Origin of the sequence: Lacibacter luteus (genome assembly GCF_004118265.1) — a bacterium.
GTDB classification, from domain to species: Bacteria; Bacteroidota; Bacteroidia; order Chitinophagales; family Chitinophagaceae; genus Lacibacter; species Lacibacter luteus.
In genome coordinates, this window is the sequence record NZ_SDHW01000004.1 from 215,167 (window position 1) to 235,436 (window position 20,270).

A 20,270-nucleotide genomic window follows, 5' to 3' on the forward strand; every position below is an offset into this window, starting at 1 on the left:
ACACATTGAATGAAATCAACATATAAAAGTAACAACGATACAGCTTTGTTACAAGATGAATAAATACGGTAAAGACGCTTACGTAATTAATGAACTTCTCTTTCACTTTCGTGCAGAAAGAGACTCATTTTTACAAGAGTATAATTTCAGGAACAAAATATTCTAAACGGTAAAACTGCGATAAAGCCTACTGGTAATTTCCACAATAAATGAGGCAAAAGCTCTATTGGCCGGTAAGTGTATCCATTTTACTTTTACAGCATCCAATAATTCCAGTAAAACCATGAAACGTAACTTCGTTACTCTATTACTTTGTGTTCTCTATTTAACATCCTATGCGCAACCTGATGCATGCACGGGTGCAAGTAATCTAAATCCAGGTACAAGCTGTACCGTTACCAGTAACCAAACACTCGAAAGCAGTTCTGCAACCGGCAGCCCTAACCATGCTACATATGGTGCAGTAAAAGATGTTTGGTACAGGTTTACCACCCCTTCCGGTATTTCCAGTGTTGTAATTACTTTGTCATCGCCAGGAAATGGTATTGACGACAATACATACATAGAAGCGTTCTCCGGCGGAGCTTGCAACTCGGGTACTTTTACAGGTACATCATTGGGTACATCTGCAGTTACTACCGGCACTGGAACAAGTTTAACCGTTAACGGATTAAACGGATCAACAGAATATTATTTTCGTGTGTTTACCACTTCGTCAACTGTGTCGGGCAACCCAGTCAATCAGTGGAAATTTGGAATATGTGTTACTTACACAGCATTGCCAACGCTTTCGGGACCTAACCCAACACGTATGAATGAAGTTTTCCAGGAAACAGTTATAGCCAACAATGCTGCCGGCTTAGACAGCCCTTGGGAAATTACTTACGAAGACCAGGAAGATTCTTTGTGGATCACAGAAAACAAAACTTATCTCATTCGTAAAATGAGTCCTTCAACCGGTCAATCGAGAGTTATTTTAAACCTTTCGGAAACCGGAAGTTTTTCATCATTTAGAAGAACCTTCAGCAGCTCTCAAAACCCATGGCCTCAAGGCGGCATGATGGGGTTTGCAATACATCCGCAATTTTTAGCTGCATCAAATGCAAAAAACTATGTGTACGTAGCTTATGTAAGAGCATTTGTTGGTGCCGGTCCTGCAAATGGTTTCCGCAACCGTACAGCAACAAACCCGAATAACGGCGAAGCAGTTAAAGGCGATTTGTTTACAACATTCGTTGTTCGCTTTGATTATAATACAACAACTAAAGCATTGGAAAATCCGGTTGCTTTGTGCGATACGATTACAGGTAGTAATGATCATAACAGCGGACGTCTTTTAATTGCACCTGTAAATGGAACAGACTATCTTTTTTATTCTGTGGGCGATATGGGTGCAGGTCAATTTTACAGTTCAGAACGTACTATCAAATCAGAATTAACCAATTCGTATGAAGGAAAAATATTACGCTTCAATCTTGAAACAGATAACGAATCGGGTTTAGATCAATGGATACCGAATGATAATCCATATAACAACACTGCACCCGTAACAGGCCAAAGTGCTGTGTGGAGTATTGGTCACAGAAATGTACAGGGGCTTGCTTATATGAACAGTATGCTCTTCGGATCATCGCATGGACCTTTTAGTGATGATGAGCTGAATGTACTTGAAGCCGGTAAGCATTACGGTCATCCACGTATTGTTGGTTACAAAGATGGTAACTACAATAACGCAAGAGCAGCCACAGCAACATTTGCAGGATGGAGCAATGAGTTTTCATCTAATCCATTGGTATCGTCTCTTCCATTAGTAACAGATGAGGCGAACACAACAATCGCCAATTTTAAAGCTCCTATCTTTTCATTTTTCGATGCAGCAAACGGATCAACTTCAACTTCCGGAACTGTGTTATATCTCTATGCCAACAATCCAAGTAACTCAGGCTGGCCATCAATAGCGCCATCGGGCATGGGAGCATATACCAACAACAAAATTCCCGGTTGGAAAAATTCGCTCATTCTTGCTTCGTTAAAAAGAGGTTATATGATGCGTTTGAAACCAACTGCAGATGGCAGCGATGTTGAAGCAATAGGTGGTGCCGATACTTCTGCAATTTTTAATACACAAAACAGGTTTCGTGATTTAGCATTTGATCCGGATGGTTATACGATCTATGGTGCAATTGACCGTAGTGGCAGCACATCGGGACCAACAAGCACAACTCCTGTTAGCAGTACATGCCCGGGTTGTATTATCAAATATAAATTTGTTGGTTATAACCATTCCGGCGGTACAAGCACTATTCCAACAAGTATTCCTATTGATGCAGGTACGCTTAACAATTGTGTAACGGGAAGTTCAGTTACCATTAACGCTACAAACCTTAATACAAACCTATGGGTACCATTAACCGGCCCCGATGGAAATATTGTTGCGGAGATAAATGCAAACGGCAACAGTCTTGGTAATGTAACCTCTTCTTTCTTTGTTCGTTCAGGTGCTGCACGTACAACTGCATCTTCAGGAAAATATCTTAACAGGAATATTACAATCAGTGTACAAAACCAACCTGCTAGTAATGTAAGTGTGCGTCTATATCTTACAGCAACAGAGCTGCAGGATCTCATCAATACAGTTGGTAGTGGTGTAACATCAATCAATGATATCGGCGTATTTAAAAACAGTGATGCATGCGGCTCTTCTATGTCTGCAACAGCAACATCGCAAACAATTACCGGTCGTTATACACAAAGTACATATGGCCATGCAGTACAGGCCGACATTGGATCGTTTTCAACATTCTACTTCATGTCTACTTCTAGTACATTGCCTGCAAACATCATCAGCTTTACTGCAACAGGAGCTGGCGATGCTGCTAAATTGCAATGGACTGTCGAAGAGCAGCAAAATGTAGAGCGTTATATTGTTGAGAGAAGCAGCAACAACATCAGCTTTACTGCAATTGGTTCAGTTGAGGCAAGAGGTACAGCCAATGAAAAAATAAACTACTTGTTTACGGATGCTAATGCAGCAGCTATTGCAGCAACAGTTTATTATCGTATAAAAATTACTGATAAAGATGGTAGTGCCAAATACACAAATGTAGTACCTGTATCGTTCGAAGCATATACACGTGCCTTTGTAACTGTACAACCAAACCCCGTTGTTAATAATGCAACCGTACTTGTAATGAGTGCTGCGGAAGAAACTGTACAACTGCGTGTTACCGATAATACGGGCCGTACAGTAATGAGTAAAAACATTCTGTTAACAAAAGGCAGAAACACACTTGATCTGAATGTAAGCAGTTTGCCATCCGGGTTATACTACCTCGATGTTGTTGGTAAAAACATCAACCAAAAAACAAAGCTTATAAAACAATAAACTACTGTTAAAACGAAATCCCGGGCAAACCTGCACCGGGATTTTTTCGTTCTTAATCTGAAAACCTTTGTTATGCAAAAACTATTTATTCCGGCCTCTTTTCTTTCTGATGTGTTTTCTGCAGAAAAAAATGTATTGCCAACCGATAACGGATTGTATATTCTTCGGGAGGAAATAGTGAGCAATTCTTCTAAGTTGTATCAGCTGTTTTTTGGCGGTCAACCACCGGTTTTGAAAAAAGCTATTGTGGCAGAAGAAATCATTTCCGATCCCGACTATTATTGCAATTACGAATAAATAAAAAAGGAGAAGCAAGCTTCTCCTTTTTTATTTTATATAAATGCAACTTAGATTTTACCAACCATGTTTGCAGGAACTACCCACTCATCAAACTGTTCGGGAGTAACATAACCAAGTTTCACTGCCATCTCTTTCAATGTTGTTCCTTGCTTATGTGCTTTCTGTGCAATTTCGGCTGCTTTGTAATAACCGATCTTGGTGTTAAGCGATGTAACAAGCATCAACGAATTTTCAACGTGCTTTTTAATGTTTGCTTCAATTGGTTCAATACCAACTGCACACTTATCATTAAAGCTTACACAACCATCGCCAATTAATCTTGCACTGTGCAGGAAGTTGTAGATCATTACCGGTTTAAACACATTCAATTCAAAATGCCCCATCGATCCGCCAATATTAATAGCAACATCATTACCCATTACCTGTGCAGCAATCATGGTTAATGCTTCGCACTGTGTTGGGTTTACTTTACCCGGCATAATTGAAGAACCCGGTTCGTTATCAGGAATAAAAATTTCGCCAATACCGCTTCGTGGACCACTGCTGAGCATACGGATGTCGTTAGCGATCTTCATTAAACTTACCGCAACAGTTTTCAGTGCACCATGTGCTTCCACAATTGCATCGTGTGCAGCCAATGCCTCAAACTTATTATCTGCTGTTTTAAACGGAAGCTTGGTAAGCTTTGCAATATGCTTTGCAACATTTACATCGTAATTCGGAGGAGTGTTGATGCCTGTACCAACGGCTGTACCACCTAATGCCAGTTCGCTCAAATGCGCTAACGTGTTTTTGATCGCTTTCAAACCATGATCTAACTGCGAAACATAACCACTGAATTCCTGGCCCAATGTAAGCGGGGTAGCATCCATAAAATGCGTACGACCAATCTTCACTACTTTTTTATAAGCTTTTGCTTTTTTATCGAGTGTGTTGCGAAGTTTTTCAATTCCGGGAATTGTTGTTTCGATCAGAATTTTATAGGCTGCAATATGCATTGCAGTCGGGAATGTATCGTTACTGCTCTGGCTTTTGTTTACATCATCGTTTGGATGCAGATATTTTTCTTTGTCTTCCAGTTTCCCACCGTTCAACACATGTCCCCGATAAGCAACTACTTCATTCACGTTCATATTGCTTTGCGTACCACTACCGGTTTGCCAAACAACCAAAGGAAAAAAATCATCAAGTTTACCTTCTAAAATTTCTTTACACACTTTACCAATTAGTACAGCTTTTTTCTTTGGCAATACACCGGCTTCATTATTGGTTAATGCTGCAGCATGTTTCAGGTAAGCAAATGCACAGATAATTTCTTTTGGCATGCGGTTAATGTCCTGTGCAATTTTAAAGTTGTCGATGCTGCGTTGAGTTTGTGCACCATAGTACGCATGAGCAGGCACTTTTACTTCGCCCATGGTATCTTTTTCAATCCTGTAAGTCATAAAACAAGCTTTGAGCTAATAGCTGTAAGCTAAGAGCGGTTATTGATGTGAATTGATTACAAAAAGAAGAACTGCCTGGCAAGCACAGATGGCTGCATTTGTCAGAAGTGCCGCAAAGGTAGGTGTTAACTGAGTTGCTTTTTGTAATTTGAGTTTTCAATTCATATGAGAAAGATCATTTTTTGCGCATTCGTTTGCGTTAGCCTTGCCGCCAATTGCTTCGCTCAAATTACCGTGCCTGTACCCACGCCACAACAATTGAAATGGCATAATACAGAGTACTACCTGTTTGCGCATTTCGGACCTAATACGTTTACCGATAAGGAATGGGGACATGGCGATGAACCGGAAGACATTTTTAATCCAACAGAACTTGATTGCAGGCAATGGTGCCGGATAGCAAAACAGGCTGGTGCAACAGGTATCATCATCACCGCTAAACACCATGATGGTTTTTGTTTGTGGCCAAGCAAATATTCAAAACATACCGTTCGGGAAAGTAAATGGAAAAATGGGAAAGGCGATGTATTGAAAGAATTATCGAAAGCCTGCAAAGAGTTTGGGTTGAATTTCGGTGTGTACATTTCGCCGTGGGATCGTAACCACCCCGATTATGGAACAGAAAAATACAATGATGTATTTGTGAATATGATGAAAGAATTGTTCACCAATTATGGCCCTATTACAGAGTTGTGGTGGGATGGTGCAAATGGCGAAGGACCTAGTGGTAAAAAGCAAGTGTATGATTGGAAACGTTTTAAAGAAACGGTTCGTAAACTTTCACCAACAACTGTTGTGTTCAGCGATGTTGGCCCGGATATTCGTTGGGTTGGTAACGAAAAAGGAATTGCAGGAACTACAAACTGGAATACATTAAATATTGAAGGATTCACTCCCGGACTTGGTGCACCTTCAACCGACACATTAAACATTGGCAATAAGTACGGCAAGCACTGGATACCTGCAGAGTGTGATGTAAGTATTCGGCCAGGTTGGTTTTACCATGCAGAAGAAGACAGTAAGGTAAAATCGCCTGAAGAATTATTTCAATTGTATTTAAAGTCTGTTGGCCGTGGTGCAACATTATTATTGAATGTTCCGCCCGACAGACGAGGAAAATTTCATGCAAATGATTCAGCTGCTCTGGTTGGTTTTCGAAAACTTAGAGAGCAATCGTTTAAAACAAACCTGTTACTAAACACTTCAAGCTATTATCTGCAGTCGGGTATCTTAAAGAAAGTTCCTGTTTTAACAGATGGTAAAGTTGCAACTGCAGTAACAATGAAAGTAACAGAAATACATGCAGCAGGTTCAGAGCTGAAAGAAAACAAAAGAATCAACTGCATTGTGTTGCGTGAAGATTTGCACAATGGTCAGCAATGTGCAGCATTCAAATTGCTATTGTTTGATAAGAACGATAAGCTGATCAAAGAAATAAAAGGTTCGACTATCGGCAGAAAAAGGATACTCACATTTCCTGCAATTGACATCAGTACAATTGAGTTAACAATACTTGAACAAAAAGGAGCAACGAAGATTGCTGAGATAGAGGCGTACTTGATACCTGAACACAATATCGAAAATTAAGCACCCTTATTTACTCATATAAACAAGTAATGCAACAATATCCTTCCTTGAAAAAAAGTCTACTTCATTGTTTTGCAAATACGTTTTTAACTGAGCCTGCTTTTCGGGATATAAATTGTAGATATTTTTCTTGTTTACAGGAACAAACCTGTTAAACTTATCAGCAATAAAAAGTGTTTTACGAAATGAGTAAGTTGTAACTGTATTTGGAGTAAGGTCAACCTTTCTTCCATTGGGAGCAGTAAAACCCACATATTGATTCATGGAGCCATCAGTTGCTGTACCGTAGGCTCCAAGTTTTTTCATAGCTACTGTTGTAAAAAAACCGGCATTAGCAAGTTTTATGTCGTTTACAGTAGTATCCATTTTCACAAAACGATCTTTAGCATAAAAGTATTGATCGCCTTTGATGTAAATACAATCCACTTCTCCCAGGTTAAGCAGTGCCAAAGTGTCCTTACTGCCATTAATGAAAAGCATCTCCTCGTAAAAAAAATGATAATTCATCATTGCAGCCGATTTCTCGCCACTTTTAAACACAACGATCCCCTGCTCAAATTGATCGTAAGCATATATTTCTTCAGCAGGTACTTTGTCGAAAATATTTTCACCCGGACGAACAGTGTAATATTTAATTTCCTGTGCGTTTGAAGTTACAAATGCAGTGATAAGGATTGCTGTAAGAAAAAACTTAGACATAGCAGCTAGTTAATAATATAAATGGGGTATTGACCTAACTGTCTGTATTCATATGTTTCACCAATGAAACGATATCCGCATACTCCGCAAAATTCACCTTATGGTCTTTTAAATACAGTTTCAACTTCTCTTCCTTTTCTGGATAAAAAGAAAAAATATTCTTTTTATTCACAGGGATAAATTGATTGAATCGGTTTCCTATGAACAATGCCTTACTGTATGCTACAGTTGTGACAACATTAGGAATAAGCTCGAGTTTTGCATTATTAGGCACAACATAAGATCCGTATGACTCCGACCCCCCGTCTGTAGTTGTTCCGTAAGCACCAATTCGCCTTTTACTTACAGTAGCAAAAAAGCCTGCTATTCCAAGTTTTACATCACCAATTATAGTATCAAGCTTAACAAACCGGTTTGTTGCGTAGTAATATTCGTCTTTACCTATTGATACATACTTTACTTCTTCCGGATTTGCAATTGTAAGTGTATCATTTGTTGTTGAAATATAAAGAATCTCTTCGTAAACAAAATTATAATTCAACTTAGATGCAGATCGTTTTCCGTTTTTGAAATAAACAACTCCCGATTCGAATGCCGGATACTCATACATTTCAGATTTGGGAATTATATCTAAAATGTTTTCACCCGGTTGTACCGTGTAATATTTTACTTTTTGTGAAAATGCGCAAAAAGTAAAAGCCGTAAAAATGAATAAAAAGATAGATTTTTTCATAAGCAGTTTGTTATCATTACGTCTTAAAGATAGACTATTTATCGAACTCTGCTTTCCGCTTCTCCAAAAATGCAGCAACTCCTTCTTTCATCTCCTCCGTACCAAAACATTCGCCAAAAAGTTTTATTTCTGCAGCAAACCCGTTTTGCGAATGATCGAAATATGCATTAACAGCAGCAATCACTTTCGCAATGGCATTTGGCCCCTTACTCATAATAGTTGTTAGCAGCTCTTTTGCTTTTAACAACAACGCATCTGCTGTTGTAACATAATTTACAAGGCCAAGCTGTTTTGCTTCGTTTGCATCAATCATTGCAGCCGTCATCATCAACTCTGTTGCCTTGCCTTTACCAATCAGTTGAACCAACCGTTGTGTGCCACCATAACCGGGTATTAATCCAAGATTTACTTCCGGCTGACCAAACTTTGCATTGTCGCTTGCTAATCTGAAATGACAACTCATTGCTAACTCGCAACCGCCTCCCAATGCAAAACCATTTACTGCTGCAATAATCGGCTTGGGCGATCGCTCAATTTTATTGAATACCTGCTCCTGTCCTTTTCCAGCAAGCGCTTCTCCACCACTTGCATCTAACGAAAGAAACTCAGAAATATCGGCCCCGGCAACAAATGCTTTTGGCCCTGCTCCTGTAATAACAGCGGTTTTAATTGCAGCATTACTGTACACTTCATCAACTGCTGCAGACAATTCTTCGATCACTGTTTTGTTGAGTGCATTTAATTTATCGGGACGATTGATGGTAATGATAAAAATTCCATCTTCTAAAGATGTGAGTAATGTTTGATAGCTCATAAAATCGGTTTAGAGAAATAGTAATCAGAAACTGCGGTGTTGCGAAACCCATTCTTTAATATACGTTGCTATAGCCTGTGTGTTGGTGCCGGGCAAAAACAATTTGCCCACACCCATTTTTGTTAATGCATCCACATCTTCATCGGGGATGATGCCGCCACCTGTAAGCAATACATCATTCATTTGCTTTTCTTTCATCAGTTGTAAAAGTCTTGGAAAAACAGTCATGTGTGCACCACTTAAAATGCTTACGCCAATTGCATCCACATCTTCCTGCATTGCTGCGTTCACCACCATTTCAGGTGTTTGCCGAAGCCCGGTGTAAATCACTTCCATACCGGCATCACGCAAAGCAGTAGCAATTACTTTGGCACCACGATCGTGGCCATCCAATCCAACTTTAGCAACAAGAACTCTAACGGGTCTGTTCATACAGCAAACTTATGTTGCGAAAATAGGCAATATCAACTAACGACTGTAATTATAACTTCTTGCGACTGAACTCCTGTTTCATTTGCTTCAATCCTTCGGCTGCAAGCTTTGATGCAAGCGAATCGGCCTGTTCAAAAAAGATCACTTTATCACCCAATTGACGGGAATGCTTGTAGGTAACAGAATCTATAATGGTAACTTTTTTAAAATGCTGAAATACTTCATCATCAGCAGCGGGCATACGCCGCCCCACAAAAAGCAAATGTTTAAAGCCAAAATCATTGGGTATCCAATGCAGAAACGAACCATTATCGCTGATCACTTTCAATTTAAATACTTCATCTTTTCCATAATACTTCAATGCACCTGCCAATCCGTAATGCCGGCAATAAATAACGATACTGTCCTTTGTAACTTGTGGTAATGATTGATAGAATTTCTCTGTCTTTTCAGCTATTTCTTTCCACCCTAAATAATCAGCAAAGTCCTGTGGCAAAGAATGATTTTGCTGATCTTCCCATTTCAACATTCCTGTGCCTTCCACATCACGCTCTTTATAATAAGTTGCAAGTTTATCTGGTTCCCATAATGGCATCGCCATTGGCAAAGTGAACACAGCAAGAAAAAGGATAACTGTAGAGGCTACCCATCTTGTCCATTTCAGTTTAATTGTTGTCCATTGTTGCAAAGCCACTGAACCCGCTGCAAACAACATAGGATATAACCCAATGGAATAATAATTTTTACCACTGCTTACGATCAGTAATACAATTACCGTAAGATATATCCATGCAAGCATGCGGTATGGTTTGCCTTTGGAAGTAAACAACCAGATTAAGCCCATCACCCAAATAAAAAAAGCAGTGAAATACATTAATATCTGTCCGATTAAAAAATCAACCGGACTGATAAACTTCAATTGTGTTTCACGCAACTCTTCCATGTGATGAAGCAGCGGCCAGTTATGATTATACTGCCATAAGAGATTTGGCAATGCAATGATCAACGCAAGTACACCTGCACCATATAAATGCTTATTCAACAACAATGTTCGATATTGAGTAAGTACTAATGCTACTGCAAATCCGATAATGAAAAATGAAACTGAGTTTTTACTGAGCCATGCGCAACCAAATGCAAGGCCGATCCCATAGAGATATTTTACCTGGTTTGAATTTATGTAACGTATAATGAAGTAAGCACTCAATGCCCACCAGAAAACCTCGAGAAAATTTGCCTGGAATAAAAAATGCAAACGCAGGTAAGCGGTGAACATGATACATAAGCCTGCAATAAATACTGCAAACAATTTGCCACCCATCTCTAATACCATTGCACAGGTAATGATGAGTGTGAATGCTCCAAAAATTGAGGGCCAGAATTTTACCCAAAAGAAACTGTCGCCAAATAAATGAGTTAAATACGACAGCCACGATAACATGGGCGGTACTTCCATATAACCCCATGCCAGATGCTTGCCTTGTTCAAGATAAAGGAACTCATCTCTGTGTAGTTCGTAAACAGGATGCTGTAGAAAAAAGGGCAATGCAAATTTGATAATAGCCAAAACCAGGATCAATAAGGTTGCTTGTTTTTTTGTAGCCATAACTTTAAGATAAGCCTTAAGCCCGTATTAACCCAAACTCTTAAACAAATTGCATTAACGAAACTTTAATTGATTTGTGGTTAGATGGTATTTGATATTTACCGAAAGCAGCTATCTTACTAACCGATAATAACCCCATATGCAGCAACACATACAACTCGAAATTCCTGAACACCTGCGGCACAAAGATTATGCGCTTGCAGTTCGCCGTTTGCTCGACCTCAGTTACGACAGCGGCGATCTTTCGTTAATGAAAGAAGCAACCGCTTTCAGCAAAGCATGGAACAGCAATCTGTACAAAGCAGATGCTGCTGAGCCAATAGCTGCCTTCTTTTCAACAGCGGAAGAATTGCTTGCAAAAGCAACTGCTCTTTTAAAAAACACCACATCAACAACCACGTCTTTATTACAGGCAGTTAATATTTCCAAGCAATACAACAGGGGTGTGTTTAAACTAAACCCCATCAGTGTTCAAATTGCGAGTGGAAACATTCTTGGTGTTGTTGGCGAAAACGGTAACGGCAAAACAACATTGCTTCGATGCTTATCCGGGCAACTGTTGCCCGACAGCGGATCAATAAATTACTCCTTACTTCAGTCGCCCGATTATTATGCCATTAAGAGTTACGTGGCCTTTATTCCACAACGCATTCCACGTTGGTATGGTATGTTGAAAGACAACCTGCATTTCAGCGCATCGATTGCAGGCATGCACGGTTACACAAACGAAGCGATGGTTGAGTTTATGCTGGAACGCCTAAACCTCAGCAGTTATGCATCGCTTAACTGGAACCAGATAAGCAGTGGCTACCGTACACGTTTTGAACTGGCAAGAATTTTATTGCAAAAACCTCAGCTGCTGATATTAGATGAACCGCTGGCCAATCTTGATATTAAAGCACAGCAAACCATCCTTACCGATTTAAAATACATGACAGCCTGGACCAATCATCCAATGGGAATTGTGTTGAGTTCGCAACAGTTGCACGAAGTTGAAAAAGTTGCAGACACTGTGCTGATGATCAAAAACGGAACCTGCATCAACCATCATACAACAGAAGCAGACTATAAGCCCGAACGTACCATTATTGAAATTGAAACAACTGCATCAAGAGAGGAAATTGCAGCTGCATTAAATGCTATTGAAGCAACGATTCATTTCAACGGCGGCTTTTACACCATCAGCACCACCGCTGCTGATGCACAACAGCTGATCGGCTCGCTTATTACAAATAATCTGCCTGTTACATACTTCCGTGATATTACTCATTCTACAAAACGTTTTTTCTAAACATACTCCTATGGCTTCAAAACGACCGCTTACACTTCCGTTCATCAATCAACTCGATCGGTATTTGCTATTGCATAAACCTGTTATCTGGACTGCACGTGCCCATTTAGTTGCGTGGTTTTCATTCTTATTTTCAATTGTACTTGCACTGCTTTGTTTTGTTGTTCCTGATAATCCGTTGGCCGACAGCAACAGTTTTGTATGGACAACCTTAACCGGCGTTCTTTCGTTTCTCGGATTGATCGTGTGGATCATTTATCTGCTTCGCTTTAATGTGTTTAAACGTTTTGGCGATAATGGAAAACTGGACGCTGTTAAAAACTTTCTGTTGTTTTTTGCAGTGGCAGGCTTACTTGTTGCACCAGCATATATTCCAACTGCTATTGAATCGGCAAGAGCCAATGCTGCTTTTAGTAATGAAGAAGTTGTGAATGACATAAATGCCATCAACATAAAAATTAATCAGCTTGAATACGATTCATTAAATCATAATTGGGCAAAAGAAAGTTATATCGTAAGAGATTCAGTTAGTCAGCGGGTTTTATACCGGCAAGATGATGATGCGTATATTGATGACGGCAAGACTAAATATATTGATACAGCGGAGCTGCGTAACAAATTATTAGAAAAAGATAGTGTTGTTCGTGAAAACGATAGTTTATACCATTTCTTTTCTTGCCCTAAATACACATATTTACGAGATCAGTACAGAGGTGATTTGTATGCCAAAACAAAAGTCAAATCTGATACCGTTTTATTTAAAGAACTCATCAAAAATTTTAAACCGGTAAACAAAACTGCCGTTGAAAAAGAATTGAGAACACTGCTTAAAAAATATAGTTACAGTACATATTCCTATTACTACAGCGAAACTGATATATATACCGTCCAGCCTAACGAAACCTACTACGACGTAATTAACAAACGCTACAATTTATACAGCGCCAATAACGGGCTTGGCAATTTGATTGAAAAAAAATATCGCTGGTATACAGAAAACGAGTCACGCTTCAGGGTATGGTTTTACCTTTCGTTCATTTTTGCATTGCTTGTATTTATATTTCGGCACAGTACAGTTAAAGCTTTCCTCCTTTCAATATTAACTTGTATTGTACTGCTTATATTAACGGCATTGTTACTTGCTTTTTCGCATAACAGCAACATTGAAAGTATATATATATTCTGCCTTACCTACTATATTATTTTCTTTGCCATTGCATTGGCAGGAAACAGCAAATCCATCCGAAGCAGCATAACAGGTATAGCGCTAAACATTGTTACATTTTGCACATTCCTTGTACCCATTATAGCTGTACAGTTGTATTACGAAGGACAGGACAAACTCTATCGACACGATTTGAATTATCCACCCGGCTATCTCGAAACAAAGAATACTGTTGAGTTAATTACCGAAATCGGCAGCATCCTGCTGTTTCTTATTTTACTGCAACCTGTTTTTAAACGATTTTACCGAAGCTGGTTTGCAAAACCGGAAGAATAAAAAAACGGGAGGCAATTGCCTCCCGTTTTTTTATAATCGTTGATGAGTGATTACAACAAACTCAATGCATATTCCACTCGTTTTATTGTTTCTTCTTTGCCAATGATCTCTGCTATTTGAAATACTGCCGGACCAAACTTGCCACCAACCAGCATTATACGCATCGGCAATTGCAATTCGCCGGGCTTAATTGCTTTGGCCGCAGCTAATTCTTTAAATGCATTTTCAATTGCAGCTACTTCCCAGTTTCCTACCGACTTCAACACATCCACATACTCAACAAAAAACTGTTTCTTATCATCGCTCCACTTTGGTTTTACAGCATCCAGTTCCAATGTTTCCGGCGCTTTAAAAAAGAAGCCTGCCTGTTGTACAAAATCGGGCAACAGTGTACAGCGGTCTTTAACCAATTCAATTACCTTGTCCAGCTTCGCTATATCATCAACAGCAATGCCTGCACTTAAAAAATAACCTTCAACCTGTACACGCAACTGTTCTGCAGATAATTGTTTGATCCATTCCTGGTTAAACCATTTTGCTTTTTCATAATCGAATTTTGCACCTGCACTGTGTACACGGTTTATATCAAAGTTGGCAATGAGCTCGTCCATGCTGTACAGTTCTTTTTCTGTACCATCGTTCCAGCCAAGTACTGCTAATAAGTTTACAAATGCTTCCGGTAAAAATCCTCTTTCAAAAAAGCCTTCGGTTAATTCATTTGTTTTCGGGTCGGTCCAGTTCATTGCAAAAACCGGAAAACCATATTTAGCACCATCACGCTTACTCAGCTTGCCGCTCGGGCCAAGTATTAGTGGCAAATGTGCCCATTGCGGCATCGAACTTTCCCATCCCAAATATTTCCATAACAATAAATGCACCGGTGCGCTGGGCAACCATTCTTCGCCACGAAATGCATGTGTGATTTTCATTAAATAATCATCCACCACAACTGCTAAATGATAGGTAGGCATGCCATCAGCCTTTAATAAAACTTTATCATCTACTAACCCGGTTTGAAAATTCACTTCCCCACGGATCATATCGGTAAAGCTCACCACATCGTTCTGCGGCATTTTAATACGCACCACATGTGCTGTATTTGCAGCGAGCAATGCTTTTACTTCGGGTTCTGTAAGTGCTAAACTGTTACGCATTTTTAAACGCACCCGATGATCGTATTGTGGTGAAGGGTTCTCTTCGGTTTTATTTTCTTCACGCATTTGTTCCAGCTCTTCTTTCGTATCGAAGGCATAATACGCATAACCCTCTGCTACCAATTTTTCTGCATACTGCCGATACATTTCTTTACGCTCGCTCTGGCGGTAAGGACCATAAGGACCACCATGCACCGGGCTTTCATCGGGCTGTAGCCCGCACCATTTTAAACAGTTGAAAATATAATCTTCTGCGCCGGGCACAAAACGTGTTTGATCGGTATCTTCAATACGCAACACAAACTCGCCCCCATGATGCTTTGCAAATAAATAATTATACAATACGGTGCGTACACCGCCTAAATGTAAACCTCCCGTTGGACTCGGGGCAAAACGTACTCGTACACTCATGCGGCAAAGATAAAGTGTAAAATAGCAAACCCCGAAAGCAAGCGCTTTCTTTATCTTCATGTTTATAAATGATGAAACAACTCTATTTTCTGCTGTTACTGTTTTTTACAACAATTGCACATGCGCAAACAGAATTTCAGATTCCATCGCTTATAATTGAATACGATAGTGCGATCGTTTATCGTAATCTTAAACTCATCCCCATTAAAAGGATTGATACAGGAAGCGACAGCGCTTACAATACACCGGTATCCGTTAGCTTAAAAGCAGGCATGGCAAACGGAACAGTAAAACTGAAAGAACGGGGCGACTACATGATCGATAACATCAATGTGCTTCTGATCGAAAATAAAAGTGGCAAAGATCTTATTATTAAAAGCGGTGAAATTGTAATGGGAGGCAGACAGGATCGTGTATTTGCAAGAGATACTGTACTTGCTGCAGGCAAAGAACATCTTGTGCCTGTATTCTGCATTGAAGAAAATCGCTGGAGTGAAAGGGAGAAAAAGTTTATTTATCGGGGTACTACCGGCAGTGGTCTGCAGGCAATAATTGATACTGCTCATAATCAAACAAAGGTTTGGGATGAAATACGACGTCTGCTAAAACAAAACAATCAAACGGCATCATCATCGTATGCTGCATTGCTCAACAATAAAAAAATTGCCGACACTACCAATCAATACAGCCGTTACTTTTTACAGGAGCTGCGTCGTAAAGACAGCAGCATTGTTGGCATCATTGCATCAACAGGCAATAAAATACTTGGCGCCGATGTATTCATCAGTACATCATTATTTTATCAAACCCTGCCTGGTTTGTTGGAGAAATACAGCACTGAAGCAATTCTTACCGGAACAAAAGCATCAATTGAGCATGGTAAAGAAACGGCTTATGCAAACGAATTATTTATGCCACAAACACAACCTGCCTTTCTTTCAAAAAGAGGAAAGCGCTTTTTTTACAAAGCTGTATTAATACAGGTTACAGGTTTTTCAAGTGCATCTTTTTAGTTTCCTGTTAATTACTATAAAATTTATACAGCTCAGTTCACTTGTGTATTAACTTCAACTTATGCTATACATTACAACAACTCCGTGGTGGTTACGCATGTTGTTTCCTTCGAAGCTTACGTGGCGTATTCCAACAAAAGAAAAAATTCTTTACCTCACGTTCGATGATGGACCTAATGCTATTGCAACTCCGTTTGTATTGGCTGAATTAAAAAAGTATAATGCAAAAGCAACTTTCTTTTGTATTGGTAATAACGTACAACAGGAACCGGAGCTATATAAACAACTTTTTATTGAAGGACATCGCATCGGTAATCATACACACGATCATCTCAATGGCTTTCATACAAAAGATGAAGTGTGGTTGAATAATATAAAAGAAGCAGCGAAGTGGATTGATTCGGATTTGTTTCGTCCGCCTTATGGAAAAATCAAAGCTTTTCAGGCTAAAGTATTGCAGGAATCGAACCCTCCATTTAAAGTTATTATGTGGAGTGTTTTAAGTGCCGACTTTGACGAGAAAAACAGCCCACAAAAATGTTTCCAATTTGTAAAGAACAATGCAAAACCCGGGAGCATTGTAGTATTTCATGATAGTGACAAAGCTTTCCCAAACCTTAGATATGCATTGCCAGAGACCTTGAAATTTTATGCGGATAAGGGGTATCGGTTTGAAGTAATTCCTTGAGAATGAGTTAAAAAAGGAGGGCCGGGGTGGAAACCCTGGCCCGTTTTTAATCCGTACCCTATGAAAACTTTTGCTAAGGTACAATTTCTTTTATCAGATGCAAGTGTTTTTTCTTAAGGGAGCGTAATGATTCTCACATTTCCATTAATGGTAAGCTCCGCTTTGTTGTCGCAACGGCCATCACCGAAGTTGAGTACTCCGTTTATATCGTTATATCTGATTCGAAGAACGCCCTTCGAAATCCAGTTACAAGTGAATTTTTTAATGAGCGGTTCAAGCGTTTCATGACCCCATGTTTTGCCACGGCTGTTTTCGCCACGGCCACCACCGGTGATTGAGAAAATATCATCTAAAGGCCATAATGGAGTACCATTGCCTTCAATTTGTGCTACTGTGCGTACACTCGTCCATTTAACCCAACGGCCACTATCCCAGGTAAGTTTACCTTCAATAACCTTTGCTGTAAAAATGCGGTTGTTACTTGTGCTGTTATTGGTTACTTCGTGTTTGCCTTCCACTTTCACACTATCGATCTTATGATTTTCGAATGTTGTTGTGGCTTTGCTTCCGGGAATATGCATTGGGCCTGTAAATACAGTAATGATTTTTCCTTTACGTATTTTGCCGTCTTTTCCTTTACAGCCATCACCAAAATTAATCACAACTGTTTTCGGGAAAACGCCAATTGTTAAGGGAGTTACAGTTACCGTAAAGCAACGGTTGCTGTCTACACGTCCGGAGTAGCTTCCGCCTTCCACACGTCCGAAAACGCCTACACCACCAGTAATACCTAATGATTCGCCATTTGCTTCGGCACCAATACCCATTGTGTTATTAAATACATCGTCGTATGCAGCGTCGGCTTCGCTGTTGCTTTCGGTACTTTCAATAGTTGCCTGCTCTTCCTCAGCAGATTTACTTGCTTCCTTTTTACAGGCTGTGAATGTGAGTGCACCGAGTAGCAAAACTGCTAATGTGCTTTTTGTAATGAGAGTTGTTTTCATGATATACGCTTTTGTTTATTGGTTAATGTCTAAAAACTGAACTATACAAAGACCCCGAACGGTAATATTGGTTTAAAGCATGTTAAAATAAATTCAAATTACGCCATTTATAACGCTTCAAATACAAGGAAAGTACCTGCGCCGAAGGGCTTATTTTTGCAGTTTATGACCATTATTGATACGCATACCCACCTTTATCTTGAAGAATTTAAGGCTGACATTGAAGAAGTTCTGCAAAAAGCAGCTTCCGAAGCGGTAACAAAGTTCTATTTACCAAATGTAGACAGTACTTCAATTGCCGATTTGCTTGCTCTTGCGGAAAAATACCCTGATAGCTGCATACCCATGATGGGGCTTCATCCCTGTTATGTAAAAGAGAATGCAGCCGATGAGCTAAAACTTGTACAGGATTGGCTCCAAAAACACTCTTTTGCGGCAGTTGGAGAAATTGGTCTGGATTACTATTGGGATAAAAGTTTTGTTCCTCAGCAGAAAGATGCTTTTCGTCAACAGATCAATTGGGCGTTGGAGTTGAATTTGCCGATCGTTATTCATAGCCGGGATTCAATGCAGGATTGTATTGCTATTGTAAAGGAACATCAAAACGGAAAGCTTCGGGGCATCTTTCATTGCTTTGGCGGATCTGTTGAAGAAGCAAAACAAATTATAGATCTCGGTTTTTTGATGGGTATCGGGGGCGTTGTTACCTATAAGAAATCGGGATTAGCTGAAGTATTGCCAAACATTCCCTTGGAATTTCTGGTTGTGGAAACAGATGCACCTTACCTTTCGCCTGTTCCGTTTCGGGGCAAACGAAACGAACCTTCTTATCTAAAATATATTGTTGAAAAGATGGCCGAGATTATGAAGCTGCCGGTTGAAGAAATTGCAGCAAAAACTACAATGAATGCTGAAAAATTATTCGGCAGCTCAAAGTGATAAATGTATTTTTGCTGCCCACAAAAAAGAGAGGTGTCCGAGTGGTTGAAGGAGCACGCCTGGAAAGTGTGTATGCGGGAAACTGCATCGAGGGTTCGAATCCCTTCCTCTCTGCATTAAAAAAGCTCAACAGTTTTTGTTGAGCTTTTTTAATGCCTGCTTAATTATGGCATAAGCTTTTGAAGGGTTTGTTCGGGTACACTCCAAATTCCTGATTGAATTACTTTCCGATTCTTATCGATTAAAATCCAGTAAGGAATAGCATTTATCTTATATGTTGTATATGCAAAACTGTTTTTAAACCCCTTTAAATCTGATACTTCAATCCACTGCACATTATCTTTTTCTATGGCCTTGATCCAGTCAGTTTTGCGCTCGTCAACCGAAACACCTACAATTTCTAATCCTTTTTCATGATACTTCTTATACATACCGCTTAATCTTGGCCGCATTGCCCGGCAAGGTGCACACCAACTTGACCAAAATTCCAATAATACATATTGCGATTGTACCTTACTTAGCTGGAATACACTCCCATCGGACTTTGCCATTGTAAAGTCGTCGATTACATTTCCCGGAGCCAATTTTCTTTCTCTTTCAATATCACTGGCAAGAACTTCAATATCCTTCATTTCACTGCCTTTATCAAGCTTATTCAATAACACTTCCTTTTCTCTAAAATTCAACCCAAAAAGCCTTATGAACTCAATTGATAAATTTAATTTGGGATGTTCTGTTACAAACTGATCGATCATTAAAAAAAGTCGGTTATAGACAGGTGAATTCCGCACTACGGTATCGCTTACATTATCAAAGCTTTTGTAAAGCTCATCTCTTACTTTGCTGATATTAAAATAACTCTCAGAAATTTTTGGCCCCTTTACTGACGTAATTTTAAATACCTTCTTTGAAGAAGTACCAGCCTCAGCTAGTTGTTCAATCGTCATTTCTATTTTACCGCTATCCAACCATAACACGTCGGTTTCATCTTCATTAAATATGATCGTTGCACTACAGTCTGATTTAATATCCCCTTCAAATGAGAATGTACCATTTTTTAAAACCGGTATTACTGATTTTTCCCCATTATACTGAATGGAGATTTCCTTTATAGTATCTGCAGCAATTTTCCCAACAATGGTAAATTTAATTTGTGCAGATAAAGATGTAGTTACGAAAGCAAATAAAATAGCTGAAAGATATTTTCTCATAGATATGTCTTATCGATAGGTTTAATAAATCTCGTATTCAAAAAATAAACTCTAGTC

General features: G+C 39.4%; 17 protein-coding genes and 1 tRNA gene. 9 read left to right on the forward strand and 9 right to left on the reverse strand.

Going from position 1 to position 20,270, the window contains the following annotated elements; genetic code table 11:
- The first annotated feature begins 283 nt into the window (after positions 1 to 283).
- Both ESA94_RS14325 and ESA94_RS14330 read left to right on the forward strand, forming a co-directional pair.
- Positions 284 to 3,385 (forward strand): PQQ-dependent sugar dehydrogenase, encoded by a 3,102-nt coding sequence (locus ESA94_RS14325; RefSeq protein WP_129131617.1) that lies wholly within the window; start codon positions 284 to 286, stop codon positions 3,383 to 3,385.
- 72 nt (positions 3,386 to 3,457) lie between these two features.
- Positions 3,458 to 3,682: a hypothetical protein gene (locus ESA94_RS14330; protein ID WP_129131618.1), complete on the forward strand. Its 225-nt coding sequence runs from the start codon at positions 3,458 to 3,460 to the stop codon at positions 3,680 to 3,682.
- A 50-nt stretch (positions 3,683 to 3,732) separates the two neighbouring features.
- Here the strand turns inward: ESA94_RS14330 and fumC are convergent, their stop codons facing one another.
- The gene (fumC, locus tag ESA94_RS14335) at positions 3,733 to 5,130 is read right to left on the reverse strand and encodes a class II fumarate hydratase (RefSeq protein WP_129131619.1); all 1,398 of its coding nucleotides are present in this window, start codon (positions 5,128 to 5,130) and stop codon (positions 3,733 to 3,735) included.
- Between the two features lie 165 nt (positions 5,131 to 5,295).
- On the opposite strand from fumC, the gene ESA94_RS14340 reads away from it, so the two are divergent.
- Positions 5,296 to 6,717 carry an alpha-L-fucosidase gene (locus ESA94_RS14340; protein ID WP_129131620.1) on the forward strand — a complete coding sequence of 474 codons (1,422 nt, stop codon included), beginning with the start codon at positions 5,296 to 5,298 and terminating at the stop codon, positions 6,715 to 6,717.
- A gap of 6 nt (positions 6,718 to 6,723) precedes the next feature.
- On the opposite strand, the gene ESA94_RS14345 is transcribed toward ESA94_RS14340, so the two are convergent.
- The 5 genes from ESA94_RS14345 to ESA94_RS14365 are packed head-to-tail and all read right to left on the reverse strand — an operon-like array spanning position 6,724 to position 11,001.
- Complete coding sequence (locus tag ESA94_RS14345) at positions 6,724 to 7,416, reverse strand: hypothetical protein (protein ID WP_129131621.1); 693 nt, start codon at positions 7,414 to 7,416, stop codon at positions 6,724 to 6,726.
- A gap of 34 nt (positions 7,417 to 7,450) precedes the next feature.
- Entirely contained in the window at positions 7,451 to 8,149 is a 699-nt protein-coding gene (locus ESA94_RS14350; protein ID WP_129131622.1) for a hypothetical protein, read from the reverse strand.
- Positions 8,150 to 8,183: 34 nt separating this feature from the next.
- Entirely contained in the window at positions 8,184 to 8,963 is a 780-nt protein-coding gene (locus ESA94_RS14355; RefSeq protein ID WP_129131623.1) for an enoyl-CoA hydratase/isomerase family protein, read from the reverse strand.
- 24 nt (positions 8,964 to 8,987) lie between these two features.
- The gene (locus tag ESA94_RS14360) at positions 8,988 to 9,395 is read right to left on the reverse strand and encodes a cobalamin B12-binding domain-containing protein (RefSeq protein ID WP_129131624.1); all 408 of its coding nucleotides are present in this window, start codon (positions 9,393 to 9,395) and stop codon (positions 8,988 to 8,990) included.
- A gap of 49 nt (positions 9,396 to 9,444) precedes the next feature.
- Positions 9,445 to 11,001, reverse strand: a complete 1,557-nt coding sequence (locus ESA94_RS14365; protein ID WP_129131625.1) for an ArnT family glycosyltransferase — start codon at positions 10,999 to 11,001, stop codon at positions 9,445 to 9,447.
- 139 nt (positions 11,002 to 11,140) lie between these two features.
- Here ESA94_RS14365 and ESA94_RS14370 point away from each other — a divergent pair, with 139 nt between their 5' ends.
- Both ESA94_RS14370 and ESA94_RS14375 read left to right on the forward strand, forming a co-directional pair.
- Entirely contained in the window at positions 11,141 to 12,292 is a 1,152-nt protein-coding gene (locus ESA94_RS14370) for an ABC transporter ATP-binding protein (RefSeq protein WP_129131626.1), read from the forward strand.
- Positions 12,293 to 12,302: 10 nt separating this feature from the next.
- A complete protein-coding gene (locus tag ESA94_RS14375; RefSeq protein WP_129131627.1) occupies positions 12,303 to 13,793 on the forward strand; it encodes a hypothetical protein in 1,491 nt (496 codons plus the stop codon).
- 50 nt (positions 13,794 to 13,843) lie between these two features.
- Here the strand turns inward: ESA94_RS14375 and gltX are convergent, their stop codons facing one another.
- Positions 13,844 to 15,358, reverse strand: a complete 1,515-nt coding sequence (gltX, locus tag ESA94_RS14380) for a glutamate--tRNA ligase (protein ID WP_129131628.1) — start codon at positions 15,356 to 15,358, stop codon at positions 13,844 to 13,846.
- Positions 15,359 to 15,426: 68 nt separating this feature from the next.
- On the opposite strand from gltX, the gene ESA94_RS14385 reads away from it, so the two are divergent.
- Together ESA94_RS14385 and ESA94_RS14390 are read left to right on the forward strand one after the other, a co-directional pair.
- The gene (locus tag ESA94_RS14385; RefSeq protein ID WP_129131629.1) at positions 15,427 to 16,371 is read left to right on the forward strand and encodes an ARPP-1 family domain-containing protein; all 945 of its coding nucleotides are present in this window, start codon (positions 15,427 to 15,429) and stop codon (positions 16,369 to 16,371) included.
- 61 nt (positions 16,372 to 16,432) lie between these two features.
- The gene (locus tag ESA94_RS14390; protein WP_129131630.1) at positions 16,433 to 17,059 is read left to right on the forward strand and encodes a polysaccharide deacetylase family protein; all 627 of its coding nucleotides are present in this window, start codon (positions 16,433 to 16,435) and stop codon (positions 17,057 to 17,059) included.
- A 113-nt stretch (positions 17,060 to 17,172) separates the two neighbouring features.
- On the opposite strand, the gene ESA94_RS14395 is transcribed toward ESA94_RS14390, so the two are convergent.
- Positions 17,173 to 18,063: a hypothetical protein gene (locus tag ESA94_RS14395; protein WP_129131631.1), complete on the reverse strand. Its 891-nt coding sequence runs from the start codon at positions 18,061 to 18,063 to the stop codon at positions 17,173 to 17,175.
- 165 nt (positions 18,064 to 18,228) lie between these two features.
- Here ESA94_RS14395 and ESA94_RS14400 point away from each other — a divergent pair, with 165 nt between their 5' ends.
- Positions 18,229 to 19,002, forward strand: a complete 774-nt coding sequence (locus tag ESA94_RS14400) for a TatD family hydrolase (protein WP_205755986.1) — start codon at positions 18,229 to 18,231, stop codon at positions 19,000 to 19,002.
- 27 nt (positions 19,003 to 19,029) lie between these two features.
- A tRNA-Ser gene (locus tag ESA94_RS14405) sits at positions 19,030 to 19,116 on the forward strand.
- 50 nt (positions 19,117 to 19,166) lie between these two features.
- Here ESA94_RS14405 and ESA94_RS14410 read toward each other — a convergent pair.
- Entirely contained in the window at positions 19,167 to 20,213 is a 1,047-nt protein-coding gene (locus tag ESA94_RS14410; protein ID WP_129131632.1) for a TlpA disulfide reductase family protein, read from the reverse strand.
- Between the last annotated feature and the right edge of the window lie 57 nt (positions 20,214 to 20,270).